At 42.5% G+C, this 26,446-nt stretch carries 26 protein-coding genes; 14 read left to right on the forward strand and 12 right to left on the reverse strand.

Features of this window, described 5'->3' with window-relative positions:
- Positions 1 to 24: 24 nt before the first annotated feature.
- From AAC006_RS14490 to AAC006_RS14530, 9 genes are all read right to left on the reverse strand, one after another.
- Positions 25 to 2,130: an EAL domain-containing protein gene (locus AAC006_RS14490; RefSeq protein ID WP_339891747.1), complete on the reverse strand. Its 2,106-nt coding sequence runs from the start codon at positions 2,128 to 2,130 to the stop codon at positions 25 to 27.
- A gap of 9 nt (positions 2,131 to 2,139) precedes the next feature.
- Complete coding sequence (locus AAC006_RS14495; protein WP_338456438.1) at positions 2,140 to 2,625, reverse strand: Rab family GTPase; 486 nt, start codon at positions 2,623 to 2,625, stop codon at positions 2,140 to 2,142.
- Positions 2,622 to 4,394, reverse strand: a complete 1,773-nt coding sequence (locus AAC006_RS14500) for an OmpA family protein (protein ID WP_339891749.1) — start codon at positions 4,392 to 4,394, stop codon at positions 2,622 to 2,624. The genes AAC006_RS14495 and AAC006_RS14500 overlap by 4 nt, the downstream gene beginning before the upstream one ends.
- Before the next feature lie 3 nt (positions 4,395 to 4,397).
- Positions 4,398 to 4,949, reverse strand: coding sequence for a hypothetical protein (locus tag AAC006_RS14505; RefSeq protein WP_256772508.1), 552 nt, complete (start codon positions 4,947 to 4,949; stop codon positions 4,398 to 4,400).
- A gap of 243 nt (positions 4,950 to 5,192) precedes the next feature.
- Positions 5,193 to 6,029 (reverse strand): galactosyltransferase-related protein, encoded by an 837-nt coding sequence (locus tag AAC006_RS14510; RefSeq protein ID WP_339891751.1) that lies wholly within the window; start codon positions 6,027 to 6,029, stop codon positions 5,193 to 5,195.
- Positions 6,014 to 7,063, reverse strand: coding sequence for a glycosyltransferase (locus AAC006_RS14515; protein WP_339350361.1), 1,050 nt, complete (start codon positions 7,061 to 7,063; stop codon positions 6,014 to 6,016). Before AAC006_RS14515 ends, AAC006_RS14510 begins: the two co-directional genes overlap by 16 nt.
- A complete protein-coding gene (locus AAC006_RS14520) occupies positions 7,056 to 8,093 on the reverse strand; it encodes a glycosyltransferase (RefSeq protein ID WP_339350363.1) in 1,038 nt (345 codons plus the stop codon). The genes AAC006_RS14515 and AAC006_RS14520 overlap by 8 nt, the downstream gene beginning before the upstream one ends.
- Positions 8,090 to 9,115 carry a glycosyltransferase gene (locus AAC006_RS14525; RefSeq protein WP_339891752.1) on the reverse strand — a complete coding sequence of 342 codons (1,026 nt, stop codon included), beginning with the start codon at positions 9,113 to 9,115 and terminating at the stop codon, positions 8,090 to 8,092. The genes AAC006_RS14520 and AAC006_RS14525 overlap by 4 nt, the downstream gene beginning before the upstream one ends.
- Positions 9,115 to 9,711 carry a glycosyltransferase gene (locus AAC006_RS14530; RefSeq protein ID WP_288388669.1) on the reverse strand — a complete coding sequence of 199 codons (597 nt, stop codon included), beginning with the start codon at positions 9,709 to 9,711 and terminating at the stop codon, positions 9,115 to 9,117. Before AAC006_RS14530 ends, AAC006_RS14525 begins: the two co-directional genes overlap by 1 nt.
- A 540-nt stretch (positions 9,712 to 10,251) precedes the next feature.
- On the opposite strand from AAC006_RS14530, the gene AAC006_RS14535 reads away from it, so the two are divergent.
- The 9 genes from AAC006_RS14535 (at position 10,252) to AAC006_RS14575 (ending at position 17,035) form a co-directional block, all read left to right on the forward strand.
- The gene (locus AAC006_RS14535; protein ID WP_288388668.1) at positions 10,252 to 10,683 is read left to right on the forward strand and encodes a hypothetical protein; all 432 of its coding nucleotides are present in this window, start codon (positions 10,252 to 10,254) and stop codon (positions 10,681 to 10,683) included.
- A gap of 336 nt (positions 10,684 to 11,019) precedes the next feature.
- Entirely contained in the window at positions 11,020 to 11,517 is a 498-nt protein-coding gene (locus tag AAC006_RS14540; RefSeq protein ID WP_288388667.1) for a hypothetical protein, read from the forward strand.
- Between the two features lie 391 nt (positions 11,518 to 11,908).
- Positions 11,909 to 12,958 (forward strand): tRNA dihydrouridine(20/20a) synthase DusA, encoded by a 1,050-nt coding sequence (dusA, locus tag AAC006_RS14545; RefSeq protein ID WP_288388666.1) that lies wholly within the window; start codon positions 11,909 to 11,911, stop codon positions 12,956 to 12,958.
- A gap of 228 nt (positions 12,959 to 13,186) precedes the next feature.
- Positions 13,187 to 13,468: a hypothetical protein gene (locus AAC006_RS14550; protein ID WP_013782643.1), complete on the forward strand. Its 282-nt coding sequence runs from the start codon at positions 13,187 to 13,189 to the stop codon at positions 13,466 to 13,468.
- Between the two features lie 353 nt (positions 13,469 to 13,821).
- Positions 13,822 to 14,493 carry a phage shock protein PspA gene (gene pspA, locus AAC006_RS14555; RefSeq protein ID WP_288388665.1) on the forward strand — a complete coding sequence of 224 codons (672 nt, stop codon included), beginning with the start codon at positions 13,822 to 13,824 and terminating at the stop codon, positions 14,491 to 14,493.
- A gap of 88 nt (positions 14,494 to 14,581) precedes the next feature.
- Positions 14,582 to 14,782, forward strand: coding sequence for a PspC domain-containing protein (locus tag AAC006_RS14560; RefSeq protein WP_339891757.1), 201 nt, complete (start codon positions 14,582 to 14,584; stop codon positions 14,780 to 14,782).
- Positions 14,782 to 15,126: a hypothetical protein gene (locus AAC006_RS14565; protein WP_159533250.1), complete on the forward strand. Its 345-nt coding sequence runs from the start codon at positions 14,782 to 14,784 to the stop codon at positions 15,124 to 15,126. Before AAC006_RS14560 ends, AAC006_RS14565 begins: the two co-directional genes overlap by 1 nt.
- 157 nt (positions 15,127 to 15,283) lie before the next feature.
- On the forward strand, positions 15,284 to 16,276 hold the full coding sequence (locus AAC006_RS14570) for a DUF2333 family protein (protein WP_339891760.1): 993 nt from the start codon (positions 15,284 to 15,286) through the stop codon (positions 16,274 to 16,276).
- A gap of 3 nt (positions 16,277 to 16,279) precedes the next feature.
- Positions 16,280 to 17,035, forward strand: coding sequence for a TIGR04219 family outer membrane beta-barrel protein (locus AAC006_RS14575; RefSeq protein WP_126872808.1), 756 nt, complete (start codon positions 16,280 to 16,282; stop codon positions 17,033 to 17,035).
- Positions 17,036 to 17,114: 79 nt separating this feature from the next.
- Here AAC006_RS14575 and AAC006_RS14580 read toward each other — a convergent pair whose 3' ends face one another.
- Positions 17,115 to 17,303 (reverse strand): hypothetical protein, encoded by a 189-nt coding sequence (locus tag AAC006_RS14580; protein WP_041452451.1) that lies wholly within the window; start codon positions 17,301 to 17,303, stop codon positions 17,115 to 17,117.
- 474 nt (positions 17,304 to 17,777) lie between these two features.
- On the opposite strand from AAC006_RS14580, the gene AAC006_RS14585 reads away from it, so the two are divergent.
- Genes AAC006_RS14585 through AAC006_RS14595 form a run of 3 tightly spaced genes read left to right on the forward strand, consistent with a single transcriptional unit; the run spans position 17,778 to position 22,061 of the window.
- Positions 17,778 to 19,604 carry an assimilatory sulfite reductase (NADPH) flavoprotein subunit gene (locus tag AAC006_RS14585; RefSeq protein WP_338456356.1) on the forward strand — a complete coding sequence of 609 codons (1,827 nt, stop codon included), beginning with the start codon at positions 17,778 to 17,780 and terminating at the stop codon, positions 19,602 to 19,604.
- On the forward strand, positions 19,604 to 21,322 hold the full coding sequence (gene cysI / locus AAC006_RS14590; RefSeq protein ID WP_208806366.1) for an assimilatory sulfite reductase (NADPH) hemoprotein subunit: 1,719 nt from the start codon (positions 19,604 to 19,606) through the stop codon (positions 21,320 to 21,322). Before AAC006_RS14585 ends, cysI begins: the two co-directional genes overlap by 1 nt.
- The gene (locus tag AAC006_RS14595) at positions 21,315 to 22,061 is read left to right on the forward strand and encodes a phosphoadenylyl-sulfate reductase (protein WP_126872804.1); all 747 of its coding nucleotides are present in this window, start codon (positions 21,315 to 21,317) and stop codon (positions 22,059 to 22,061) included. The genes cysI and AAC006_RS14595 overlap by 8 nt, the downstream gene beginning before the upstream one ends.
- A 79-nt stretch (positions 22,062 to 22,140) precedes the next feature.
- On the opposite strand, the gene AAC006_RS14600 is transcribed toward AAC006_RS14595, so the two are convergent.
- Complete coding sequence (locus AAC006_RS14600) at positions 22,141 to 23,052, reverse strand: TIGR03899 family protein (protein ID WP_339891762.1); 912 nt, start codon at positions 23,050 to 23,052, stop codon at positions 22,141 to 22,143.
- 136 nt (positions 23,053 to 23,188) lie between these two features.
- On the opposite strand from AAC006_RS14600, the gene AAC006_RS14605 reads away from it, so the two are divergent.
- Positions 23,189 to 25,423 (forward strand): EAL domain-containing protein, encoded by a 2,235-nt coding sequence (locus tag AAC006_RS14605; protein WP_126872802.1) that lies wholly within the window; start codon positions 23,189 to 23,191, stop codon positions 25,421 to 25,423.
- Between the two features lie 4 nt (positions 25,424 to 25,427).
- Here AAC006_RS14605 and AAC006_RS14610 read toward each other — a convergent pair whose 3' ends face one another.
- The gene (locus AAC006_RS14610; RefSeq protein ID WP_126872801.1) at positions 25,428 to 26,006 is read right to left on the reverse strand and encodes a uracil-DNA glycosylase family protein; all 579 of its coding nucleotides are present in this window, start codon (positions 26,004 to 26,006) and stop codon (positions 25,428 to 25,430) included.
- 115 nt (positions 26,007 to 26,121) lie between these two features.
- Between AAC006_RS14610 and AAC006_RS14615 the strand changes: the two genes are divergently transcribed.
- On the forward strand, positions 26,122 to 26,436 hold the full coding sequence (locus AAC006_RS14615) for a pyridine nucleotide transhydrogenase (RefSeq protein ID WP_126872800.1): 315 nt from the start codon (positions 26,122 to 26,124) through the stop codon (positions 26,434 to 26,436).
- Positions 26,437 to 26,446: the final 10 nt, after the last annotated feature.

A 26,446-nucleotide genomic window follows, 5' to 3' on the forward strand; every position in this document is an offset into this window, starting at 1 on the left:
ATCGCAGCTTTCTAATGCGGTTTTCTAGCGCAGCTTTTCTACGAAGTCCCCAATCGACATTGGTTTGTCAAAGTAGTAACCCTGAGCATAAGTACACGCGTTATCTACCAAAAATGCTTGTTGATCTTGCGTCTCAACACCCTCGGCAATAATGCTAATATTCAAATTTTTGGCCAAGCCTAAAATAGCTTGAATAATAGCCTGGTCGTCGGTGTTCGCTTCTAAATCGCTCACAAAAGAACGGTCTATCTTGAGTTCATCAATAGGCAGCTTTTTAAGGTAAACCAAAGAGCTGAAACCCGTTCCAAAGTCATCAATTGAAATGGTAATGCCCATAGCTCTAAGTTCATTCAGCAACACAGACACAGTATCTAGACTGTCAATGAACACACTCTCGGTGAGTTCTATCGATAAATGCCTTGGGTCGATGGCTCTGCGCTTTAAGGATGACTGTATTTGATGAAGCAGCACAAGATCGGTGACTTGTCGGCCAGAGATATTAATTGCCAATCGAATATCTAAATTCGCCTCAGTAAGCTTATCGATAGCATTACACGCTTCTTCTACTAACCATTCACCAAACGGAAAAATCAGCTCCGTACGTTCTGCAAGTGGAATAAAAACATCCGGTGGAATGTAGCTTCCGTCTTCTGTCTTCCACCGCGCCAATGCTTCGCACTTAACAATTTTTCCGGTTTGTAAGTCAACAATAGGTTGTAAGAAAAGCGCTAATTGGTCGTTTTCAATAGCGGTGCGAAGTTTACTTTCTAACTCAGACATACTCTGATGTTGGCGATGCAGCATATCACTGTATTCAAGAATAACGTTTTTACCTTGAAACTTCGCAATTTGGAGCGCGATATCCGCATGTCGCAATAATATATTCCCTTGATCTCCGTGTTGGGGATAACTCGCGATGCCAATATTAATCCCAAGGTTCGATTCAGTGCCATGAAGTGAGGTATAGGTGTTCACCAGTTTCTTCTTCATATCCTGCGCGTAATCTAATGGGTTAACACCACTGAAGGTATCGGTGCGTTTTACTATAGAAAATTCGTTGCTCCCTATTCTGGCGATAAACCCACTATTGCCAACAAAACCTTGTAATCTTGATGCAAAAGACTTGAGTATTTCGTCACCTGAATGATAACCAAGTTTTTCGTTAATCTTCTTAAACTCTCGTATATCTATGATAAACAAAGCAAAATTAACTTCCTCTTGAACCAACTTCTGAACATAGCTATTGAAAAAATTACGGTTTGCAATTTTAGTCAAAGAATCCATGCCCGTGGCAGATAATACGCTTTCTTCTTTATTTCGAATGTGACTGATATCGGTGAGAAGATATACCCAGTGGGTGAGTTCATTATCATGGATAACGGGGTGAATGGTTACCTGTAACCATACTTCATAATTTTCCGTGGGCTGCCAATAGAGCTCCCCCTGCCATGCGGAACGCTTTTCAATTAGCGTTGGAAGGAAGGTGTCTGGAACGCTAACATCTTCGAGTAAGTGTTTTAGCCTATTGGCACTATCATTTGACCGGCTACAGGAAAGCAACTGCCTAGCTGATTTATTGTCTAGCACCGTTTCACGGTCTTTATCTAAAATAACGACCCCAGTGTCAAGGTGGTGGATAGCTTGTTTTATTGGTGGGACTAGCTTTTCATAATTTTTGTTTTTAAGTAGTGTTTTATCTAGTCGCTGGCGGATGTATTCGTGCTGACCTACTATTTCGTGATGGCTTAATAGTAACTCTCTAGCGGCTTGTAGGGTTTTTTGTTTTTCTTCGTATTGGCTTTCGACATTTTTTATAACTAGGAAATGCTCACCTTTGCCGCTATTAATCGCGAGAGCTTCTAAATGGAGAGACTCGTTTTCGACTTCTTCAGTCCAAAAACCTGAAGATAGGGTAAAGACGCTGTCATTTTGCCAAATGTCATTGGCATCTGTCATAAAATCGTCTAGAAAAATGGAGGAGAAGGTGTCTGGTTTAACCTTGTTATCTTTATCTAGGGTGGCAATCTTATGTAACCACGAAACATCAGGCGTGAGGCATTGAAGGCTCGTTGTGCTTTTAAAGATAGCGCAGTCTGTAATTCCTAGCGCATTAAGAAGGTGTATATCCATATATTGCTCCTACCAAAACGCAATTGTAGTGAAGAGATTTTCGACATTCTCGCCGGTCTTTGCACTGGTTTTAGTGAGTGATGTAAACTTCTTTGCATAGGAATCAAGTTCTTCTTCACTCCAGTGCCAGCTTGAAGGAAGGTCGGTTTTATTGACCACGAAGAAAGCCGGAATATCAGGATAATGTTCTCTGGCCATTTCCAGGATTTCAATACCTTCTAATAACGACTGCGAGCGGGTTTGATCGACCACAATGATATAGGCACTTGCGCCACGTAAATAGCGTGGATTAAAACCGCAGTATCTATCGATACCTTCAAGGTCCCACAGCAGCAGCTGGACCCCTCGGCCATCTTTGTTAACTTGTTTTTTATCGATTTTCACACCGATGGTCGTTTTATATTTTTCAGAGAAAATACTTTCGACAAACTGTTTAACTAGGCTCGTTTTCCCAACACCGGTAGGACCTAAGATACATACCTTTTTTTGAATCACTGTGTATTTACCTCTGATGTTTTTGAGTCAGATAGCAAAACATTCATAAATACAGTTCGTCCCATTGAACCCTCACTTAAAGATAACTGGCCAAGCCCTATTGGAAAAAGAATGCTAGGGTCAACCTTCATGGATAGCAGTGCTTCTTTCACGTTGTTAGCTCTCAATCTGCTTAAAGCAAGATTGCGTGCAGAGCTACCAGAATTATCACTTGCGCCCAAAATAAAGACAGCAACCGACAGATTAAGCTGCTTCGCAAGTAGCTGCAACTGATACAACTCTTGGCCTAACCGCTCTAGTACTTCCAATTGCTCAGAATCAAGGTTCTCTTGTGCAATTGCAAACGGTAAATGCGTAGAAGAAATTCTCGCCACAAGGTCGTTGATTACCGCGTTATCAAGTTCTTCAGTATTTGCACGTACTCCATCAACAATATCGACGCCAGAAAGATTAGGTTTTAATTGAGAAATACCAGGTATTGCACGAAGTTCACGTGAGAATGTACGTAAAGCATCAATTGTCATTGAGCCGCTCAGAAATAATGCATCGTTTTCATCATAAATGGCGGTTAGTTCGTTATTTGTTGCTGCGAGTAAGGACGATACTTTGCCGATAACGACATTCTTTTGTAGCGACACAAAGGGCTCTTCATGAATAATCACTTTGCTGGTGTTAATTTCTTGGCTTTCTAACCATGCAAGGGATGATTGCATATGAGGGTCACGCAGTAAGCGAACCTGCACCTTTCCATCTTTTACCGCTGTGTCAGTAAGCACAATACCAGCTGGGGGGGATAAATCTCTTATCGTGCTTTGCAGTATCGATAAATCTATTCGTAAAAATGCAAGATAAGCTAAAAGCAGCAGTACAATGCCGATAACAACACCACCGATGAGTCTTTTTTTCTTGCCTTTCGCTTCATCTTTCTTCGCGCTAATTAGACAGTCGTTCAGCAAGGTTTCGCAACCCGCAAAAGGCGCGCTGTCGCCTTGATACTCTTGCAATGGAACCTGATAAAATTGATGGAATTCTTCTAGTGCTTGCTGCAGTCGGCTTCTAATATCCGGTGGAACACTGCCAACAACTGCGGCAACTAAAATGGCTTGCGGACCTATTTTTATAAGCAGTGTGAAATCACCGGTTTTAATTTCACCTAATTCGTTTTCGGCTTCATTCTCTTGCGACTGAAATGCATCAGCCACAAAATCATTAATGGCAACCAGCATTGATGAAATAAGATCAGCATCTTTACTGCGTTCAGGATCAGAGGAAATGGTATGTAGCAGCGTACCGGTTTCTCGATGAATGACAAAAAGCTGCTGAACTTGGTATTGATAGACTTGAGATGCGACGTAATCAGAATACCTAATACCAGATTGCCACGCTTTAAAACGCCACGAAACACTTTTAGGGCTAAGGCTGTTTTCGATAAGTGCGTTGGTTCTTTCTACGAAATCGACTAAAAACGACGATACTGCTTTACGAACCAAGGTGCCGACAAGGGGGTAGAGTGTACCTACAATTTTATCGCTGTTTGCTTCAATTGAACGATGCAGTGACTTCTCGACTAAGGGCACCAGCACTTTATTCACCGAGCCGTCTTTACTTTCCCTTTCGTGTAATGCTTCAGAAACAATACCGCCTACCACTTCTTTGGCATTGCGTTTTACTATTTCTTGAACATATTTTTCATCGCGACCAATTAACAGTTCTCTGACTTTGTCCAAAGAGTTGTCGTATTGCGCAGATGACGGGCCGTTATCTGCCATCTATCAGTTATCGGTCGTTAAGTTGGTTGCCATAGTAGAAAGCAGGTTGGCCAACGTTTTCCTGTCAGTTTTATTTTCTGATAGCTCACTGGTTACTTGCTGTAGTTTTTCAAGTAGCTCTTGGTGACGTTTACTAAACAGGCTGTCTAATGATTCCAACTCTTTGATGACATGTGCTTCAAGAGCATTGTTGTCGTTCTTGGCGGAAGTTTCCGCTATTTCCAACTCGCTCTGGAGCTTGTCAGTGGTATTTTGTAACTGCTCTTGCACGTTGTTATGGCTATTATCTGAACTCTTAAGTTGACTGGATAGTTCACTAATTTGTACGTCGATTAACTTTCTTATTTCAGTAAACTGTTGATCAAGATGTTGATTTAGCTTCGTGAAATTATTATCTACTCTCGACTCTAGAGCCGATAGATCGGCGCGAAAATCACGATTGGTCTGTCCAAACAATATTTCCCGTAATTGAGATAGCTCGTTAGCTGCTTGCGGCACGCTTTCGGTACTATTGTCCTGTTGACTAAGATTATTCTTTGGCTTTTTATCCGCCATAATTAATGTCTCCGAAGGGCGCAGTTGTGCTTGTATTGTGAAAAGTGATGTTAATTTACTTTATCAATACGAAATTTGTCATTCTTTATACAATAGCGGTAATTTGCCAGATTTAAAATACGCAATAAGTTGATAGCGAATTAAGAAACAAAAAGTCGTTCATTCAGTAAGTTGGAAAACAATAGAACGCATTTTCAGCACCCCATGCTTTGTTATCCATAGAGGTAGAGGATGAAGAGCCTTTTAATAGGGGAGCGTAGATAGCGTACTATCCATGTCTTTTTGCTTTGGAAGTGACATAACTTTAAACATATGTCTTTGTTTATCGAAGGTTATATATCCCATCTTGCAGAAGGTTTGAAGCCAGGTATACATTGGAAAGTAACGATGTTTACTATAAAAATAGTTAGCGTTCTCGACAATTTCCCTCAAATAATTCAATGGGGGTGTATATTTATGATGGTATTGGTGAAGGACTTCATCGCCTACAAACATGAAACCGTAGCCTTTGCTATTAAAGCGTTCGGCAAAATCTGTATCTTCACCACCATAACCCGTAAAGTTTTCATCAAACCCACCTATCTTATCGAAAGTGTTTTTAGTTAACGCAAAGACTAACGACCAAAATTTTTTATAGGGGAGAAGGGTTTCTGTGGGAAGAGAAGTACGTTTCGGATGCACACAAGCGTCCTGTTCAACTTCGGTGTAGTCCCCGGTTAAGGGAATAAAAGGAAGATATCGCGCCGGAGCTGAAGTGATAATTCCCTCGTTCAACTTAGTTGTCAAATTTTCTAATAAAGTGGGGCTACATAGACAGTCCACATCAAGAAAAATTACTGTTTCGCTTGTTGTATGATAAAACCCTAAGTTTCTCGCTTTGGAGAGGGGTAAATTACCATCGTTCAAATAGATTTGTTTTATTGGGAGCGAAGAATCCTCCACTCTACTCTCTGGTTTTTCCGGCTCCATCCATACAATAATCACTTCATCGGGAGTCATTGAACTATGGCGAATACTTTCAAGCATATTCTCTAATTGTTTTTTCCTACCTTTTACAAGTGTGACTATCGAGAAGGGCATATCAATTGCTCCTTTACTAATTTTTCAAACGCCGAGTACCAATGTGAGTTCGCCACCTCGTTATAAAATGATTGAAGAGTAGAAAGAGACAAAGCATCGGCTTTTTTAATAGACCGCATAACGCTTTGTTCATCATCGAGTAAGGCGGGGTCTAACATTACAACGGCACCGATATTATCTAGGTTTGCGGCTTTGGAAAATTGCTCGTTGTAAGGTCTCTCCTGGGGAATAATGATTAATTTCTTCATAGCTGACAGCAATTCGCAAACCGTGTTGTTGCCCCCGCTGCAAATCACAATTTCAGTTTTAACATTGGCGGAAAGGTCGTCTACATGGCCAATATGCTTAACATTAGATGGGTAGCTGGAAGTGGGTTGATATCCACCTATTACCGTAACGGGCTGTGAGAAGTGTGATAACTGTTTGCACACCTTAGCTATCACATCCTTGTCATCGTGAATTAAGGTAATACCAGGTTGGTTTTCTGAAGTTGGTACTACTCTATTAGCTAACATGCCTAAGAAGGATGTTTTATCTTTAAATGGAAAGTCGCCCGATTCAAATAGTTCGGGGTAGGGGGCGTATAGGGCATTAGCACACTGATACGCGAAAACTTGAGTTGGATCGCAGCTAATATCGCCGGTATGTCTTTGCATAAGCACATTCAAACCGGCGCCACGGGCATAGATAGTCAACTCAGCGGAAACATCACTAACAAAACCAGTAATGTTTCGATCTACAATTAAGTGATGAAAAAAACTAGCCCGTTTTGTGGCCCCTTTACTAAAAGGTACGCCTTCAAACGCTTGGTCAAATGTCCGCTTTGACGTGTCTTTTACGCCCTCCCACTTAGAGGGCAATAGGTGTATAGGAAGGTGGGGAAAACTGCGCTTTATTTCAATAAGAAAATCGCTATCAGCTGTTAATAGTTCAATACTCGTTAGGCTTTCAATAATGGGTATTAGTTTTTCGCAACGTGCTAAGTGACCTTTACCGTGATGGTGTATATAAAACAATATCTTAGTGTCAAACACGCTCATACTCCTTCTCGTACGCTGCAAGGGTATAGGATAAGTCAAATTTCTTAGCAAACGATTGGCACGATGCGGGGGCGACTGCCGCGGCTTTCACATAGGCGTTTTTTACCGCGGTTTCATTAGACAAATCGATAGTTTGTGTAAAAGGGAAGCTGCGTAATTCCTCGGGGATAGCGGCAGAAGTACCTATTACAGGCGTACCCATCGCTAGCGCCTCCAACGTAGTTAAGCCAAACGGTTCGTCCCATGTTGAGCTTATGAAAAGTGCAATGTAGTTATTGAGTTTAGCGAGTAGTTCATTTTGAGGAAGATGTCCGCAGTAGCGTATTTTGTCATTGAGTAATGGGGTGACTTCGCTTTTAAAGTACTCAGCATCTGAGGTGGCGCCATATATATCTAAATTGGTGTGAGATAGGTTAGCGGCTTCAATTGCTGATACAGGATCTTTCTCTGCACAAATTCGTCCAACCCATACAGCATCTCGCCTTGGTGTATTGTTATTTGTTATAGGCAAGCTATCAAAATCTAACCCGTTGGGTATGACGGCGATGTCATTGTAAATAGTTGCTTCCCATTGACTCGCCAGTCTTGTAGATACTGTTATGTAACGGTCTTTACTCCGAGCACTATTAAGCTGGTGGGTTAACCCTAAGCGTTCGGACAATGGGCTATGAAGTGTAATAATATTGCTTCGCTGATGGAAAAAAGCAAATTCATACATAGCGTGGTAGTAGCTATGAAAGTGAACAACATCATACGCACTACTATCAAATAAACCGAATTGCGCAGCTTGAAATAGCTTCTGTCCCTCATCCTCGGAGGTGATTGCATCTCGCATTCGAAACGCTGACTCTTGCAGCTGTAACGTATTGAACTTATTGTCTTCGTCTGCATCTTTACACAATACGTCTACCTGGTGCCCTCTTTTCACTAAACCATTTGATAGGTTTACAACAAATGCTTCTGTTCCGCCCTTAAAAGGCTGACGTAAAGAAACAATCGGGCTTGTTACCATTAATATTCTCATGCAATTTCCACCAGCTTAGCGATATAGCGATTACACATCTCAGAAAGTGGAAATTTTTGCGCGCGATGCAGTACGTCATCGCTGTGTAGTGTTAAAGAATCAGCAATAGCATTTGCTAAGCTATCAACATTATTACCTGATGCGAGGACTCCACCTTTTCGGGATACAACCTCGGGAAATGCGCCACGGTTAAACGCGGCTACTGGCGTACCTGACGCCATGGCTTCAACAGTGGACAAGCCGAAGGGTTCGTCCCACCTAACGGCAAAAATAGCGCAGCGGGCTGACCTAAGTTGCAATTGCAATTCTTGATGAGATAGGTGGCCTAAATAGTTAACCCCTTTTCCAATATAAGGTGCGATGTCTTTTTCAAAGTGTGACTTATCGTAGATGGGGCCAGCAATATTAAGTGGAATACCTACCATAGCCGAGGCTTTAACTGCCAAGTCAAACCCTTTGGAGGGGACTATTCGTCCGAAGCTGAAAAGCTGCTCTTTTACTGTCCTTGGGCCATACCAATCAGATAAATCTATACCGTTGTAAATGACGTCAATTGTATCGCTGATGTAGGGCTGCCATTGCTCTGCTACGCTAAAAGAAACCGCATTATAGTGCACGTTGGGCGATAATGACGTTAACTCTGCTGAGGCTTTTAAACGGCTATAAGGAGGGGTATGTAATGTAGTGAGCAAAGGAATGTCGTACTTACAAGACCACACTGCAGGTATTGGGCTAATGGCGTTGTTATGAATCACGTCGAAGTCATTTTTTAAAATATCTTCCATGACTTTGAGTAAAAAGTCGTTCTCTATCAGATCCGGGTATTTTTCGTGAGATAGCGTGTCGAAAGGGAAAGTCACAAACTTTACGTGGCTGGGGATGTCAGATTTAGGGTGAGCATAAACTGTGACTTCTGCATGCTCGGCGTAGAAATCGATAAGTGATGATACAAAAGCTTCTAACCCACCGGGGAAAGGAGATCTAATGGGAAACCTTGGGTGTGCAATTAGCGCAATCTTCACTACATATTCCTTCCATGTTTCGCTTTGTACAGAATGACATCTTGAGCTTCATACACAGATTGCATGTTGAAAGCACGCTGTAGTAATAACCAATCCGCCCCCCCTTGAAGCTTAAATGGCAGCACTTCCTTTAAAAATTGGTAGTCGAAAATACACGTCTCAAGGGGACGTTGAAAACCTTGTGGTGTTTGTATCTGACCGTCGTATACGTGGGGGGTAGTTGCAAAGCCTTGCCAGGCGCTATCAAGTAACTCTGAAGTAACGTTTTCATCAAAAACATCGTCATCGGTCCGAAATACGATACGCCCCTCTGTTATTTTGCTCAGAGCTAAATTATAAGCGTGGAATCTACAATTCTTATCGCTTTCTACGAATTCACAAAGTGAAGGTAGTGACATGACTTTCTGAGCAATACGTTCCCTTTTTCTATAGTCAGAGGACGAATTGTCAACCAGTATTACTCTGCCATAAGGGACTGCAGCCAGAAACCTTTCAATATTTCTCAACGCAGACTCGAACATATTATAAGTAACAAAAATAGCGGTTACTTTGTAAGGCTGAGTGCGAGATACGTGTGGAGGCATGTCAGAAGACATCGCGCCTAGCTCCGCAACTGATGCTTAAGTTGTTTAAGTTTTAGTTCAAGCCTCAGTTTTTGAGAAACTTGCCAATAAGGAAGTTTCCGAAGTAACTTTTCCGACTTCTTAACTTCGGAATGTAGCTGTGAAGTATTCAAAAAAACCATAGTTAAATCCCTTTTGTGTCTATGCCTTCTGCATCTCGGACGAGGTGACCGCTATTTAGACTAGTGAAGCTGCTCAAATTGATGGTGATTACCACTAAGCCGGATTTAGCAGTTGTATGTAAAACCGTATAAGAGAGTTAGCAATACATGTGCCGATTCGGGTTTGCTAAGTTGGTTGTTGAAACATATAAAGTTTTTTAATGGTTTTTAAACGAAGATATGAAAAGGTTTCAATTCACTTTGACAAATTTACAGAATATATTTTGAGCTATTCACTGATCCTATTTTTAAAAGAGCGATAGAAAGTAATAATAAACTGGTTTAGTCAAATAAACTGCGCCCCCGCGTTAGTAGAATTTGAGGACGATTTAAGCGAAGGACATAGGGCTTTATGTTGATATTCACTACTATAGGAATTGCATTTTCCGGCGCACTGGTAAGTATTATATTTCACTACTGGGCGTTACGCTCTGTCACCCACCATAGCAAGCGTTTTTCGTCTCATTTCTTTATGAGTACTACCGTTGTACTTTGCCTTTTTGTTATACATCTTATCGAGATTATTTGGTTCAGCGGAGTTCTTAGTTTTGCATACAATGGAATAGGGTTAGAGGGCTTTGTAAAACCCGTTTCACTTAATGGTACAGACTTCATTCAAATAGCTGCCTTGAGTTTCACTACCCTTGGCGGTTTTTCTACTGCCCTAAAAGAAGAATTGGGACTGTTGATAGCACTAATATCTTTAACGGGTTTTATGATGCTTACGTGGTCGGCAACCTACTACTACAATATTTTTTCAAACTCTGATTTGAGAAACGACTAGCAAGAAGTCGTCGTTTCATAGACAAGATTGACACATTACTCCTGACGCCAGCCATAGTTTATAGATAGCGCTGGAGCGGCTAGTATTTTCACGACATTTTTACTCAGTTAGATTCACAGGTGAGTAAGTTATACTTGTCTTACTAGCAAGTATTACCCCAAAGAAAAAGTAGTCTCTACTTACCAACTACCTTCTTAGCCTAGCGTGAGCAGGGTCCCAAGCAAATTACGGCGATTATTGGCCTAAAGGTTGCTGTTTCCTAATGCAACAAATGAATTCCAAGTAAAGGGTGAGATAGCTCTTTGCAACTAACGCTCTGTATAGAAGGAGATAACGATGAGTGATGTAATTACAGGTTTATTTAAACACCCTGCTGAGGCAAGTGCTGCGATAACTATGCTTGAGCAAAAAGGGTTTAGTGACGCCAATATCTCGCTTATGGCTAACGAGTCTGTTACGAAAGACAGTTTTGCCTTAACCGAAAATTCTAAGTTACCAGAAGGGGTCGCTATAGGCGCATCCTCTGGGGGCGTACTTGCCGCTGTTGTTGGTGGTCTTGCCGCGGTTGGCGTTGTAGCAACCGGTGGTGCCGGAATCCTAGCCAGCGGCCCCATTGTTGCAGCCCTTGCTTCAGGTGGCGCTGGTGCCGCAGCTGGAGGTATTATCGGTGGCGCGGTAGGTCTTGCTATTCCAGAACACGAAGTGAAGTTCTACGAGGATGCTATAAAAGAAGGCGCTGTTTTAGTCGGAGCTCATTACGACAATAGCGATGAGAAAGACAAAATCAAAGAAACGTTTAAGCATTTTGATGACGTTAAAGTCGGTTCTGCGTAACGAGTAGAACATTGATAATTGGGGGCTTTAGGCTCCCTTTTTTCAGCTTACGAAAAATATAATCGAACAACCATCATCATTCTCATCTTGTAGGGATTCTTCGCCTTCACCCTTCATTTGTTCAGTGTGCGCGAATAAAAGAAATTACCCGCGAAGCCCAATTCTTTTTCATGAAAACATATATCTATCATATTTAACTTTTTCATAGTGTTTCTATGCCTTTTCGAAGTGGTACAATGGCGTATTACTTAACTGCGTATGCGTTGAATGTTGTCCCGTCTCTTGACCGCTATTCTCTTTGATATAAAGAAGTGGTTAAAAATAGAGAGAAAATGCAGCATTAAGTCGATTTTAATTTTTATGTATATTGAATATCAAAAATAGGGTTACAGTGAATTCTACCGCCGCTTTATCACATCACACCATTTCAGTAGCGCCAATGCTGGATTGGACCGATCGCCATTGCCGTTATTTTCTTCGGCTGCTCTCTAAGCATTCTTTGCTGTATACCGAAATGGTAACTACTGGCGCGATTATTTATGGTAAAGGTGATTATCTCGGCTTTAACGAGCAGGAACACCCTGTAGCCCTGCAACTTGGCGGTAGTAACCCAGAGCACATGGCTAAATGTGCCGCACTTGCGCAAGAGCGTGGGTACGATGAAGTGAATATTAACGTGGGTTGCCCTTCTGATAGAGTGAAAAACGGTAGCTTCGGCGCATGTTTAATGGCGCAACCTGAGGTGGTTGCAGATAATGTTAAAGCTATGCAGGCTGAAGTTGATATACCTGTTACAGTAAAATGCCGCATCGGTATTGACGACATGGATGAGTATAAAGATTTCGCTCGTTTTATTGATATCGTCGCTACCGCTGGGTGCGATACTTTTATTGTGCATGCAAGAAAAGCTTGGCTACAAGGATTAAGTCCGAAAGAGAATAGAGATATTCCTCCACTTAATTACCCTAGAGTACATATGCTAAAAGAATCTCATCCCGAGCTCTCAATTAGTATAAATGGGGGGATCAAATCGCTTGCTGATGCTCAAGAGCAGTTAAAATATGTAGATGGAGTAATGATCGGAAGGGAGGTTTATGCTAATCCTTATATTCTGTCTACCGTTGATGCCGAGATTTTTGGGGATAATTCAGTTCAACCCATTAGCCGCCGCGATGTCGTATTAAAGATGCAGCAATATATAGAGAAGTGTATCGCGCGCCAAGACGACCCTTATTTCAAGCCTTGGCACGTTGCTAGACATATGCTTGGCTTATATCAAGGTCAAGCGGGTGGCCGTATATGGCGTCGTTACCTAAGCCAAAATGGTACCGGAAAGTCTCCGGATCCTCATCTATTAATGAATGCGCTTGAAGCTGTCGAGTCAGCACAGCAAGAAATCAATGACTACAACGCGCAAAAAGCGGCAAATAATATTTCTTAAATGGACAATAAGGCGGCAAGTGGTCAAATACACTAAACCACTTAATGAATTTGACTAAACCTTGGCGCTGTACGAAATTTGCTCGAAATTTCGTGCGCGTCATGCTTTCTTCTATTTTATTTAAATTCAATAGGTTAAACGTAATTTTCCTAGATGGCACGAGTTTAGCTATCTATTAATCAAAGCAATAGCGAAGGGCTGTTGCAGTGATTACCATCAAGGGAAATTATGAAAACTTCACTTTTAGCAGCATCAATCGTTTCTATCACTTTATTCAGCGCTGGCGCAAATGCGCAAGAATCAATCCTTCAGTCAATATTGACGAATATGGTTGATCACGCCGTGAGTATCACAACCAACGAAGTAAAAGCAAATGTGTACCAAACGGTGGCAAATACGGCATATCACTTTGAGTTAGAAGGTGAATCTACAATGGGTAAAGTACAAGTTACCGATATTGCAGTAACATCATCTGCGGATACTGAAGAAGTATCTCCACGTGCTGAGTAAGCCATCAGCGGCTCTACCTTATTTATGAAAAGCGACCTGATCAGGTCGTTTTTTTTTGCCTTAATTTTTTAAAACGTAACGCTGATTTTGTGACTGGTTAAATTGACGAATAGTGAGTGGTTAAATTTGCTAAAAAGTTGGTTTATAGGAAAGTGGCGGAGCGCCAGTTATTTTTATTTTTAAGTTTTAATTAATAAAAACAGTATCTTACTGATTTGGCACGCCAATTGTAATGTATTTGATAAGCAAAGAGATGTAAGCGACAAGATTGGTGTCAGCATAGTTAATCGCCAACCGTAGCATGGCCACTGCCTAGTCTACGTTATTAATCACACTGAAACGGAGCAATAACAATGGGTATGTTTTCAAGAATAAATGACATCGTGCAATCAAACTTAAACGCCATGCTAGATAAGGCTGAAGATCCAGAAAAAATCATTCGCCTCATTATTCAAGAAATGGAAGAGACCTTGGTTGAGGTGCGCACTGATGCAGCACGTTACCTAGCCGACCAGAAAACCTTAGCTCGCCATATGGCATCAGCAGAAAAGGATATCAACGGTTGGCAGGATAAAGCGCAGCTTGCCATGAATAACGACAAAGAAGAATTGGCTAAGGCCGCGTTGGTTGAAAAGCAGAAGTATGTTGCCAAGCTAAGCCAGTTAGAGCAGCAGCAGGTACAGCTGGCTGAAATTATCGAAAAGATCCAAGTTGATACTGGGCGTTTAAATAGCAAGCTAAATGAAGCGAAGCAAAAGCAAAAGTCGCTTGTTAGCCGCAAACAAACGTTAGAAACGCGCCTTAAAGTAAAAAGCGTGGATAACAGCAACAAAATCGATGATGCCATGATGCGCTTTGAGCATTACGAGCAGCGCATTGACACACTAGAAGCGCAGGTTGATGCCTACGATCTAACGAAGGATAGCGGCAGCGCTACCTCTTTAGCCGCTGAGTTCGACGCCCTAGAAGCCGATGAAACGATAGAGAATGAGCTGGCTGCACTTAAGAAAAAAAAGGTAGCGTAAATATTATGTGGAGTGCGGCGTAGGCTAGTACCTGCGCACTCTTACCGTACAACCCTAAGCAATCTGAAATGAATTTGAGGAAATGAAAATGAAAATGCCATCACAAAAACGTATTTATAGAGATTTAGACAGCGCGGTTATTTCAGGTGTTTGCGCAGGCGTTGCACGGCACTTAGAGATAGAACCCATATGGGTTCGCGTGGGTGCAGCTGCAGCACTCATTTGTATGCCGGCTATTGCAGTTATTTCTTACTTTGCTGCTGTCATGCTATTGCCAAGGGCAGTGTAATGAAAAACTTTCTTATCGCCATTGTGCTAGCTGTGATCCTAGTTAATTGTTTAGGCAGTGTCATCGACGATTGGTTTGGCATGCATATCGTGATGTCAGATGAATTACTTAGTCCTTGGGAAAACCTTGCTGCGTTATCTGTCATAGGGGTTCTGTTAGCGGTAGTGGGTTTTGTCGTGGCAGTCAGTGTTCTTGGCACACTATTGCTGGCTGTAGGCGCGGTGTTCTTGGCATTACTTGCTGCAGGCATTGGCGCGTTTTGGCCAATCGTTGTTTTAGCTATACTTATCTATGCATTTAAGGACAAATCCAAGCGTGATCAACACCTAAATCGTCCTGTATGATGATTATAAGTTTATTTAAGTTGTGTTATTAGGTCGTTAAATGGTGATATAACTGCAACCGTCATAAAGGTTTAGTAATTCTCGCGTATTTATAATTAGTTATACATTGCCGGTTAAGTCCGGCTTTGTGTCATTTGAAAGGAAGGTTGGCATTGATATGAGAAAATCAATTAGCACAAAACGAGTAGCCATTGTCATTGCAGTGTTGTTTCTGATTTTTTGGTTAATAGGTCTGTATTGGAGCATGGCACCAGACGCCTATGACGTTAAAAAGCGGGTGGCGCAACAAGCACAAAATATTAATCCAGAAGACGTGGCCGGCTATACGCTTACTGCAACTATGATTGATGTCTCTGAAACCTTGCTAGATAAACCGGGTGGTTACCTGTCGAATGATGTAATGCCGCCGGGTGTTTTCTTAGACAATATGCCGTCTTTCGAATTTGGCGCGCTGGAAATGATTCGTGACCTTGCGCTTTCTATGCGTAAAGACTTTAGCCGTTCGCAATCTCAATCGTTAGAAAACCCTTATCTTACTAAAGCGCATCCTAAATTTAATATGGATCATAAGAGCTGGATGTTTCCGTCTTCTGAGTCTAGTTACCGAGACGGCATAGAGCTTCTAAAACTTTATCGCGATCAGCTTGCGAACCCGCAAAATTCTGACAGCCAATTTTATACCCGTGCTGATAATTTACGTGAGTGGCTTAAGCAAGTTGAAAAGCGTTTAGGCAGCTATTCTCAGCGGTTAAGTGCCAGTGTTGGTTCTGCAAGAATTAATACAGATTTAGCCGGCGATTCGAAAGCGAAGCAGTCTACCTCGGTAGCGCAGCAGCGTACGGTTAAAACCAGTTGGTTCAAATTAGACAATAATTTTTATGAAGCGCGCGGCGCGACGTGGGCGCTACTACACTTTCTTAAAGCGGTAGAAGTTGAATTCTACGATGTATTAGAAGATAAAAACGCATTGGTTAGCTTGCAGCAGATAATTCGTGAGCTTGAAGCAACTCAGCAGTCTGTGTTCAGTCCTGTTATTCTAAATGGCAGTGGCTTTGGTATGCTGGCTAACCATTCTTTAGTGATGGCGAACTATATTTCTCGCGCTAACGCTGCTTTAATTGAACTTTCAGAACTTCTCAGTCAAGGATAACAAATGAAAAAGTGTCTATTGGCAACCCTAGTGGGTTGTGCTCTTTTCTCCGCATCTTCGCATGCAGACACAATTGCAGGAGTGTACGCAGGTGCACAAGTTTGGCAGACGGATACAACAGGTGGTTTCGCCGATAGTTCGTCTACTGCTGATTTCAATTTTGATGATGAAACAAATACTGCGTTATACGTTGCATTTGAGCACCCGTTGCCATTTGTGCCTAACGTGAAGATAGGGCATACCACCCTTGATAACTCGGGCACGACTACACTAAATACTAACTTTACCTTCGACGGCGATTTGTACACTGCCGATAGTCAAGTGGATACCATTGTTGAGTTAGACGCTACAGATATTATTTTGTATTACGAGCTATTCGATAACGACTTAATTAGTTTCGATGTGGGCTTGAATGCCAAGTATATCGATGGCGCGTTTTCAGTTTATGATACGGCCAGCGATACGCAAGGCTCGGGTGATTTCTCAGGTGTTGTGCCAATGGTGTACTCGAAAGTGCAAGTAGGCTTGCCGTTTACGGGGTTAGCGGCTTACGCTGAAGGTAGCTACTTGTCGTTTGACGATCACGAACTAAGCGACTACCAAGTAGCAGTGACTTACTCATTTATAGAAAGTCTCGCGGTTGATATGACCCTTCAGGTGGGCTATCGCAAAGTGACGGTGGATATTGAAGATCTTGACGATATCTATGCAGACATGGAATTTGATGGCGCGTTTGCAGGATTAGAAGTTCACTTCTAATTGTTGCCAACATCTACCTGATAAACAAAAAAACCGACATGTGTCGGTTTTTTTGCTTTTTTATATTAGTACTATTGCACTAGTGGCCAAATTTAACTCTTATTCCTGCATTGGCAATGAAGCCATCGTTGCGAGACCATATATCAGTAGTCCACTGCCCACTAGCCGCTCGGCTAGGTAACAGTAGAGGATGTTCGTCGTGCTCTGCATGCTCGTCATGTTTTTGTTCCTCAATGTCATCTTTGTGCCGCTCTTGATTCAATGGCACATCTGAGTGCTTAAATGTGTTGTCATGACTAGATGAAATTGCGCTAAGAAAGAACAGAATGATTAACGAAGTGGTTGATCTAAAAAACGGAAGTTGGGACATAATGTAGCAATTAGAAAATTTGATTGATTACAACATATTTCCACATGCTAGTCTTTGTGAATTTAAGCATAAAGCCCTTTATTTATTAATTGCTTAGGTGCTTTTTCTTTTCCTTCAGAAAGTTAGCTTACACCTTAAAATTTGCTTAAAACACTTTAGGTTTGTGCTTAATTTTAGGCGCTGATATCTAAAATTTTTTTAGGGAAGCTACCAAAAATCAACTTTACTGGTAGTGTTATCATCGAAAATAGCGTGTTTATACTCCAAAACACACTCTTAATCACTTTCAGTAATAAAAAAGTCTCATTTATTCTTTTCTCTTCTTCTAGAAAGCCGTTAGCCTTATGCCCATCGAATTAAGGCTAAAGAATTATGTCACAACAATCGAACAATCCATCGGCTACTGGTGCCGTACTAAACGAACAACAGTTCAATGCAATTACCCAAGCGATATCTGGGTTAAACCGCGACCAACTGACTTGGATCAGTGGCTATGCTGCCGGTATGGCCGCAGCACAAGGCGGCGCCGTTGCGCCAACTGCAGCCGGTGCAGTAGCACCAGCGCAGACTGATGCTCCCACGCTTACCATTTTATTCGGTTCACAAACCGGTAATGCGAAAGGCGTGGCTCAACAGTGTCAGGCTAAAGCGGAAGAAGCGGGCTTTAACTCTAAGTTAGTTAGCATGGCAGATTACAAGCCTCGTTCGCTTAAAGCTGAAACCCATGTTGCGCTTTTTGTTAGCACCCATGGTGAAGGCGATGCGCCAGATGATGCCATCGAGTTGCATGAATTCGTTAGCGGTAAAAAAGCACCTAAGTTAAGCAACACTAAGTACGCGGTGTTAGGGTTAGGTGATAGTAGCTACGAATTCTTCTGCCAAACGGGCAAAGACTTCGATGAACGCTTAGGCAAGCTTGGTGGTACCGAGTTAGTTGCACGTGCCGATTGCGATGTTGATTATGAAGCGCAAGCTGAAACGTGGCTGAATGACTTAATCGCTTCTCTTAAGGATGACTTTACAGCGTCAGCGCCTGTTGCCCAAGCAGTGCAAACTGGCTCAGCCGTGCAAGGCGCACCTGAACAAGCGTATACCAAAAAAGCACCGTTTACCGCGACCTTGCTTGATGCTCAGAAAATTACAGGCCGTGATTCAGTAAAAGACATTCGCCATATTGAAATTAGCCTAGAAGATTCTGGTATTACCTACAAAGCGGGTGATGCATTAGGCGTGTGGTTTAAAAACGCGCCAAGTCTTGTTAATGCATTTATAGATACACTTTCTCTTGATGGCGATGCAGAAGTGAAGGTTGCTGATGCAACGCTGACGTTGCGAGAAGCATTAACCAGCAAGCTTGAGCTTACGCTTAGCTATCCTAACTTCATTAAAGCCTATCAAGTGGCTACCGGCTCTGAAAGCTTAGCCGCGATGATGGAAGATAAAGCAAAACTGCGCACTTACATGGCCGAGCGTCAATTGATTGATATTGTGCGTGACCATCCGGGCAGTATAACTGCTCAGCAACTAGTGGAAGCGTTTCGACCGCTAACACCGCGCTTATACTCTATTGCGTCTAGCCAAACCGAAGTTGAAGACGAAGTTCACCTAACGGTAGCTCACGTAGATTATGAAGCCTTTGGTCATCGCCACCAAGGCGGGGCATCTGGTTTCTTATGTGAATATTTAGAAGAAAACGGTGAAGTAGACGTGTTTGTTGAAAACAACGATCACTTCCGTTTACCTGAAGATGGAAATACACCGGTTATCATGGTTGGCCCAGGTACGGGTATTGCCCCTTTCAGAGCCTTTATGCAAGAGCGTGATGCTCAAGAGGCTGAAGGTAAGAACTGGTTGTTCTTCGGTAACCCGCATTTCACCCAAGACTTCTTGTATCAAGTGGAATGGCAAGGTTACGTGAAAGACGGCCTACTAGATAAGATTACTTTGGCTTTCTCTCGCGACCAAGAAGAGAAAGTTTATGTGCAACACCGTTTGCTTGAGCATGGTAAAGAAGTGTACGAATGGCTTCAGCAAGGTGCACATTTTTATGTGTGTGGCGATGCAACCTACATGGCCAAAGATGTGGAAAATGCACTTATTAGTATTGTGCAACAGTACGGCGAAAAATCAGAAGCCGATGCTAAAGCGTACTTAGTTGAATTACGCAAAGCGAAACGTTACCAGAAGGATGTCTATTAATGAGCAATGAAAAATCACCATTTATCGTTGAGGGCAAACTGGCTGACAACGAGCGCTTAAAGCGTGAAAGTAATAACTTACGTGGCACTATCGAAACCGACTTAAAAGACGATTTAACCGGTGGATTTACGGCGGATAACTTCCAACTTATTCGCTTCCACGGTATGTATCAGCAAGACGACCGCGATATTCGCGCCGAGCGTGCTAAGCAAAAACTAGAGCCATTGCACAACGTAATGCTACGTGCCCGTTTACCGGGTGGCGTGATTACCCCTGACCAATGGTTAGCTATCGACAAGTTTGCCGCCGATCACACTATGTACGGCAGCATTCGTCTTACTACCCGTCAAACGTTCCAGTTTCACGGTGTATTAAAGCCGAAAATCAAGTCGATGCACCAAATGCTGAATAAAGCAGGAATCGACTCTATTGCCACCGCTGGTGACGTAAACCGAAACGTACTTTGTACCTCTAATCCGGTTGAGTCTGCTTTGCACGTTGAGGCCTATGAATGGGCTAAGAAGATAAGCGAGCACTTACTTCCAAAAACCCGTGCTTATGCTGAAATTTGGTTAGACGGTGAAAGAGTAGAAACTACTGAAAAGCCAGTAGAGCCAATATTAGGTGACAATTACTTACCCCGTAAGTTTAAAACCACCGTGGTTATTCCACCACAAAACGATGTAGATGTTCACGCGAACGATCTTAACTTTGTAGCTATTGCCGAAAACGGCAAGCTTATTGGTTTTAACGTACTAGTAGGCGGTGGCCTTGCCATGACACATGGCGATAAGAGCACTTTCCCACGTAAAGCCAGTGACTTTGGTTTTATTGGTTTGGATGACACGTTAGCCGTAGCTGCAGCAGTGGTAACTACTCAGCGTGATTGGGGTAACCGTGTTAACCGTAAAAACGCTAAAACCAAATACACGTTAGAACGAGTTGGCGTAGATAACTTTAAAGCCGAAGTAGAGAAGCGTGCAGGCGTGACCTTTGGCGACACTCGTCCATATGAATTCACAACCCGTGGCGATAGCTTCGGTTGGGTTGAAGGTATTGACGGTAAATACCACTTAACGTTATTTATTGAAAACGGCCGAATTTTAGATTATCCGGGCAAAACCTTGAAAACAGGGTGTGCTGAAATTGCAAAAATTCATACTGGCGACTTCCGCTTAACCGCGAATCAAAACCTGATTGTTGCGGGTGTACCAGCAGAAGATAAAGAAAAGATTGAAGCCTTGGCCCGTGAGCACGGACTTATTGCGCCAGAGACTTCAAATCAGCGTCTTGATTCTATGGCTTGTGTTGCCTTGCCAACCTGCCCATTAGCAATGGCAGAAGCAGAGCGCTATTTGCCTGATGCGGTAACGGAACTTGAAGGTTTGCTAGCGAAGCATGGTTTAGCGGACGACAGTATTATTTTCCGTGTAACGGGCTGCCCGAATGGGTGTGGTCGTGCCATGTTGGCCGAAGTTGGTTTAGTGGGTAAAGGCCCAGGTAAATATAACTTCCACTTAGGTGGCGATCGTGAAGGAACCCGTATTCCTAAGATGTATCGTGAAAACATCAGTGAAGAAGAAATTATGGCCGAACTTGATTCATTAATTGGCAAGTGGGCGAAAGAGCGTAGCGGTAACGAATCGTTCGGTGATTATGTTATTCGCGCTGAAATTGTCGCGCCCGTTGTCGATTCAGCTAGAGACTTTTATGAGTAATTCGACGCTAATTAATAGCAGTCCGTTAGCATTTGATATCAGCAAGGAAGCCCTTGCCGATATCAATGTTGAACTAGAAGAGATGAGTGCTCAAGCCCGCGTTGCGTGGGCGCTTGAAAACTTACCTGACAGTCACATTGTGTCATCAAGCTTTGGTGCCCAATCTGCGGTTATGCTACACATGCTTACCCAAGCTAAGCCAGATATTCCCGTAGTATTAACGGATACTGGCTATTTGTTTCCTGAAACTTACAAGTTTATTGACGAGCTGAAAGACGCATTGAATCTAAACTTGCACGTGTATAACGCAGATATTTCATCTGCGTGGCAAGAAGCTCGCTTTGGTCGATTGTGGGAACAAGGTGTTGAAGGCATTGAGCAGTACAACCGAATGAACAAGGTTGAACCTATGCAGCGTGCTTTGAAAGAACTTAACGCAGGTACATGGTTTGCCGGTTTACGCCGCAGCCAATCTGATACCCGCGGCAAATTACCTGTGCTTCAAAAGGTAGGCAGTCAGTTTAAGCTCTATCCTATTATTGATTGGAGCAACAAAGATCTGCACTACTATTTGAAAGAGCATGGTCTGTCTTATCATCCTTTGTGGGATGAAGGCTATGTATCTATTGGCGATTGGCATACCACGCAATCATTGCAAGAAGGCATGAGTGAACAAGATACTCGTTTCTTCGGGCTTAAGCGAGAGTGTGGATTGCACGAGTTTGGTGACGGTATTTAAGCTGTCACCCGCTCGTCTAGCATACAGAAACCGCTAGATGAAAAGCAGGTCTGAAAAAAAGCGGTGCTAATACGACGGGTTAATGAATATTGAAGACTTCGCTTAATACGTCCTTAAGAGCCGATAGGTAAGTAGGGTTTTGTTTTCTTGGTACGAGCTTATAAAGTTCGCCACCTACCGCGGTAAACTTAAAATATACTAAGGCCACACCTGGCTGCTTGCTTTCTAATGTGAACTGCTCGGCACCACAGCGCCATCTTGTTTGTTGGCCTTCTGTATATTCACCGCTTTCTATCTCGCTAGCATAAAGTAGCTTCATATCTTGAAGGGCCAGCAAATCGGGGTAGGAAAGGCCGACAGAGGCTAAGTTGAGCTGTTCCGGCACCGCACGTTTGAAAAAAGACAGTATGCCTTTTTTTCTATGAAAGCCGACTAATATACGAGGGATAGTATCGTGTTGCCGTCTACTGGCAATACTGACAGCCTTCGCAAATACTTTTGCGTCTCTGTGAGTAAGCAATTTCAGCATTTGTAAGCTACGAAGAGAAAAGCTGCCGGGTTTACTTACCTCAACGGCAAAAATTTTGCCCCAAAGTTCCTGCATTCCCGGGCTGTGGATCTCTTCTGCCATGTTGCTGAAGGCAAAAAACCAATCTGGATCAAGTCCATCGTTTTCAGATTCGGTTATGTTGACATTTAGTGCTATATTTAATACAGCTTGGAGGTTTGCAGCTTTTTGTAATTCTATTATCTGCTTTCTTCGTTCTAACGTGTTGCGTTGGCTTTTAGGATCTTTCGCCATTGAAGGAGAAATGCCGACACGAGAGAACCAAGAGAGTATCTTTTGCCGTACAAAATGCGTCGGTGTATCTTGTTGCACATTTTGAGTCGCACTTTGGTTTGGATTGTCGTTACGGCTAGCCGGCGTTGGTTCAGTAGGGCGCTTGGTCTTAGGAAGTGAACTAGTATAAGGATCAGGGGTTATCTTCATTTTAATATGTAGATTGCCATTCAAAGCATGAACAATAGGTTACCACTATTGCATTGCAGTATCGATTTAGCAATTCTGATAAACAGCATACAGGCAAAAAAGTATGTATGAATCAGTGACGAGGGTATAAGCAGTTATGTCGGCAACGGATTACGATAACGATGAACTTATCTTCTTAGATGATGATGGAAGTTCTGATATCGATACTACTTTTTATAAAGAATGGAATATTCTTATTGTCGATGACGATGAGGAAATTCATACCGTTACGCGACTCGCACTCTCCGACCTTATTGTTAATGATAGAAAACTTAATTTCCTTCATGCTTATTCGGCTAAAGAAGCCAAAACACTTCTGCACGATTACGGTAAAACGATAGCTATCATTTTATTGGATGTTGTCATGGAAACTGATGACGCCGGTTTCGATGTAGTGCGTTATATCCGGGAATCCATGGGGCTAACCGAACCACGTATTGTTTTAAGAACAGGGCAACCTGGTTATGCACCTGAAGAAGAGGTGATTAAGCTTTACGACATTAACGATTACAAAACAAAGACAGAGCTTACCCGCGCCAAACTGATGACGACGGTTATCTCTTCTCTGCGCTCTTATCAGCAAATAATGACAATCAATCAAAACCGTATTGGTTTAGAAAAAATCATTACATCGTCGGCCAATTTATTTGAAGAGCATTCGGTAAAAGGGTTTTGCGAAGGGGTTGTTACTCAAATTAGCTCGTTGATTGGATTAGATGCTGAGGGCCTTGTTTGTGCTAGAGCTGGTTCGGTTCTCGATAAAGACGACAACGGTGTGTATATCTTAGGGGCCGCAGGCGAATATGCTTCTTTTATTAATGAGTCTATCGATAACATTAATAACAGTGAAATTGTCGAGCAAGTAGGTCGCTGTCTTCGCCTTAAACGTCATATTTTCGAATCTGATTCATCTGTGCTGTATATAAACCGTTCTGGGTTTGAAGCGGCAGTTTACGTAAATATGGTAAGTGAAATTACTAACCTAGATAAAAGCTTGTTAGAAGTGTTTTTATCCAGTATTTCGGTAGGCTACGAAAACGTAAACTTGTTTCACCAACTAAGAAACGCAGCCTTTAGGGATTGGCTTACGAGACTTCCCAATCGTAATGAATTTATCAATATGCTCGATAAGCCGCATATTTTTGCCTGCGAAAACTGCTCAGTTGCGCTTATTGATGTAAATCATTTTTCAGACATCAACGATGGTTTAGGCCAAGAAGCTGGAAATGAGCTATTGCGTGCTATCAGTGATAGGTTTCAAGCGTGCTTCGATGACTCAGTTAAAATTGGGCGCATTGGCGCGGATGTGTTTGGGCTTATTGGCCCTTCGAGTGTGGTTAACCCCGACAATATTAATTCATTGTTTCAATCGTCGTTTAAGGTGAGCGACCACACCTTGCCTGTCAGCGTGACGATGGGGCTATGTCAACTCGATGACAAACGAAATATTGGCTTAGAAATTTTAAAGCGCATTAATATTGCCCTAAATCGCGCGAAAAAGAACATAAGCGACAACTTCGAGTATTTTGCTAAAGATATTGAAGACAAAACCACGTGGCGCCTAGAAATGATACGCCGCTTACGCAGCGACTTCATGGCACGTAAGCTAGAGTTGTGGTTCCAACCGCAAGTAGATTTGGTCAGTGAAAAAGTCGTTGGCATGGAAGGTTTGCTACGTTGGCCTGATGGGAACAACGGCTATATTTCCCCCGCGGTGTTTGTGCCTCTGGCAGAGTATTCAGGTCTTATTGTTGATATTGGTGAATGGGTTCTTGAAGAAGCCTGCCACCGATTGAGAGATTTAAAAGAGGCAAACTTCGGCGACTTAAGGGTGGCGGTAAATATATCAATGCCTCAGTTTAGAGATAGGTCGTTTGTTAATAAAGTGCTTGGCACTATTAGCACATCTAAATGCGATCCAAGTTTACTCGAGTTAGAAATAACAGAAAGCGTGGTGATGGATGAACCGCAAATTGTGATAGATGCTCTTAGAACGTTAAAAGAGCATGGTGTTGCCATAGCAATAGACGACTTCGGTACGGGGTTTTCGTCTATGAGTTACTTGCAGCAACTTCCATTAGACAGGCTTAAAGTAGATCGCTCGTTTATTCGTGATATTGAGCCCGGTAAAAGCGCTGTGCTTGCTGAGACTATTGTTACCTTAGGAAACAAACTAGGGCTACTCACTATTGCTGAAGGGATTGAAACCAAAGAGCAAGCTGAGTATATGATTGAATTAGGATGTAATGAAGCGCAAGGCTTCTTTTATGCTAAACCCATGCCATTTAATGAATTGATGGATTACCTCGTGTCCCAAAAAGACGTGAACTAACGTTTCACTCAAGTAGTGGTGTTAAGCGCTCTACCACGTGGGGTAAATATTCAGTTTCAAACCAAGGATGCTGTGCAAGCCAGCGGTTGTTTCTACCAGACGGGTGGGGCAGCACAGCAAACTTCTCGTCACAATTGTTCTTTATAGCGTCTGTTAATGTTCGGTACTTAGGTAAGTAGTATTGCTGAGCATATCTACCGACAAGTAGAATTAATTCTGGTTGAATGGCGTGTAACATCTTCTCGTGCCAAGTGGGCGCGCATTCTTTTCTAGGCGGCGCATCGGCCCCATTTTTGTAGCCTGGAAAGCAAAACCCCATAGGCATAATGGCTAATTTGTTTTCATCATAAAACGTTGTAGTATCGATGTGTAACCACTGCCTTAGCCTTTCACCACTTTTATCGCTGAAGGCTTTTGTGTTTTGATGTGCGATCAGGCCGGGCGCTTGACCAATTAGCACAACTTTTGCCTGTGGCCCAATTGAGAAAATTGGGTTCACGCCATAGGGAAGGTGTTCAATACACAATGAACACTGTTTCGCCTCTTTTACTAAATCCTCAAAAATAATTGGCAAATTTCTCATAATATTTCACTTTGTAATATTGCTGTCATATTTACGTGATCCGATTTGACATTAAAACGTATATACATTATTATTGGATCATCGCAGTAATGAACTGCTGAACAGGAGAAAAACCATGCGTAAAGTAGTACTAGGATTAACCTTAATGTCCGTCTTTGGTATTGCGCATGCGGGCTCTGGCGAAAACCAGCTTTTCGATTGTATGGACGCAAAATCGTTCGAATTGAATAATGAATGTATAGCTGAGAACATCAACAACAACATTCATTTCCGTGATGCACAAACTGATTTGGTCAACGTTGCCAGCGAAAGTCTTGGAGACTACGCAATTGCAACAATGACATTCGACCAAGAAAAGATGCAGATCGATATCGTAGCACATAGAGATGCGCTTTCAGCGCTAAATACTCTGGCTGCAAACCGAGATTAATCGCACTAAA

Source organism: uncultured Alteromonas sp. (assembly GCF_963976965.1).
Taxonomy (GTDB): Bacteria; Pseudomonadota; Gammaproteobacteria; order Enterobacterales; family Alteromonadaceae; genus Alteromonas; species Alteromonas naphthalenivorans.

Excerpts from the sequence above, each read along its gene's own strand:
- AAC006_RS14490 (WP_339891747.1), bottom strand. The coding sequence starts at position 2,130 with ATGGATATACACCTTCTTAATGCGCTAGGAATTACAGACTGCGCTATC.
- AAC006_RS14500 (WP_339891749.1), bottom strand. The coding sequence starts at position 4,394 with ATGGCAGATAACGGCCCGTCATCTGCGCAATACGACAACTCTTTGGAC.
- AAC006_RS14505 (WP_256772508.1), bottom strand. The coding sequence starts at position 4,949 with ATGGCGGATAAAAAGCCAAAGAATAATCTTAGTCAACAGGACAATAGT.
- AAC006_RS14510 (WP_339891751.1), bottom strand. The coding sequence starts at position 6,029 with ATGCCCTTCTCGATAGTCACACTTGTAAAAGGTAGGAAAAAACAATTA.
- AAC006_RS14520 (WP_339350363.1), bottom strand. The coding sequence starts at position 8,093 with ATGAGAATATTAATGGTAACAAGCCCGATTGTTTCTTTACGTCAGCCT.
- AAC006_RS14530 (WP_288388669.1), bottom strand. The coding sequence starts at position 9,711 with ATGTCTTCTGACATGCCTCCACACGTATCTCGCACTCAGCCTTACAAA.
- AAC006_RS14535 (WP_288388668.1), top strand. The coding sequence starts at position 10,252 with ATGTTGATATTCACTACTATAGGAATTGCATTTTCCGGCGCACTGGTA.
- AAC006_RS14540 (WP_288388667.1), top strand. The coding sequence starts at position 11,020 with ATGAGTGATGTAATTACAGGTTTATTTAAACACCCTGCTGAGGCAAGT.
- AAC006_RS14550 (WP_013782643.1), top strand. The coding sequence starts at position 13,187 with ATGAAAACTTCACTTTTAGCAGCATCAATCGTTTCTATCACTTTATTC.
- pspA (WP_288388665.1), top strand. The coding sequence starts at position 13,822 with ATGGGTATGTTTTCAAGAATAAATGACATCGTGCAATCAAACTTAAAC.
- AAC006_RS14560 (WP_339891757.1), top strand. The coding sequence starts at position 14,582 with ATGAAAATGCCATCACAAAAACGTATTTATAGAGATTTAGACAGCGCG.
- AAC006_RS14565 (WP_159533250.1), top strand. The coding sequence starts at position 14,782 with ATGAAAAACTTTCTTATCGCCATTGTGCTAGCTGTGATCCTAGTTAAT.
- AAC006_RS14570 (WP_339891760.1), top strand. The coding sequence starts at position 15,284 with ATGAGAAAATCAATTAGCACAAAACGAGTAGCCATTGTCATTGCAGTG.
- AAC006_RS14575 (WP_126872808.1), top strand. The coding sequence starts at position 16,280 with ATGAAAAAGTGTCTATTGGCAACCCTAGTGGGTTGTGCTCTTTTCTCC.
- AAC006_RS14585 (WP_338456356.1), top strand. The coding sequence starts at position 17,778 with ATGTCACAACAATCGAACAATCCATCGGCTACTGGTGCCGTACTAAAC.
- cysI (WP_208806366.1), top strand. The coding sequence starts at position 19,604 with ATGAGCAATGAAAAATCACCATTTATCGTTGAGGGCAAACTGGCTGAC.
- AAC006_RS14595 (WP_126872804.1), top strand. The coding sequence starts at position 21,315 with ATGAGTAATTCGACGCTAATTAATAGCAGTCCGTTAGCATTTGATATC.
- AAC006_RS14600 (WP_339891762.1), bottom strand. The coding sequence starts at position 23,052 with ATGAAGATAACCCCTGATCCTTATACTAGTTCACTTCCTAAGACCAAG.
- AAC006_RS14605 (WP_126872802.1), top strand. The coding sequence starts at position 23,189 with ATGTCGGCAACGGATTACGATAACGATGAACTTATCTTCTTAGATGAT.
- AAC006_RS14610 (WP_126872801.1), bottom strand. The coding sequence starts at position 26,006 with ATGAGAAATTTGCCAATTATTTTTGAGGATTTAGTAAAAGAGGCGAAA.
- AAC006_RS14615 (WP_126872800.1), top strand. The coding sequence starts at position 26,122 with ATGCGTAAAGTAGTACTAGGATTAACCTTAATGTCCGTCTTTGGTATT.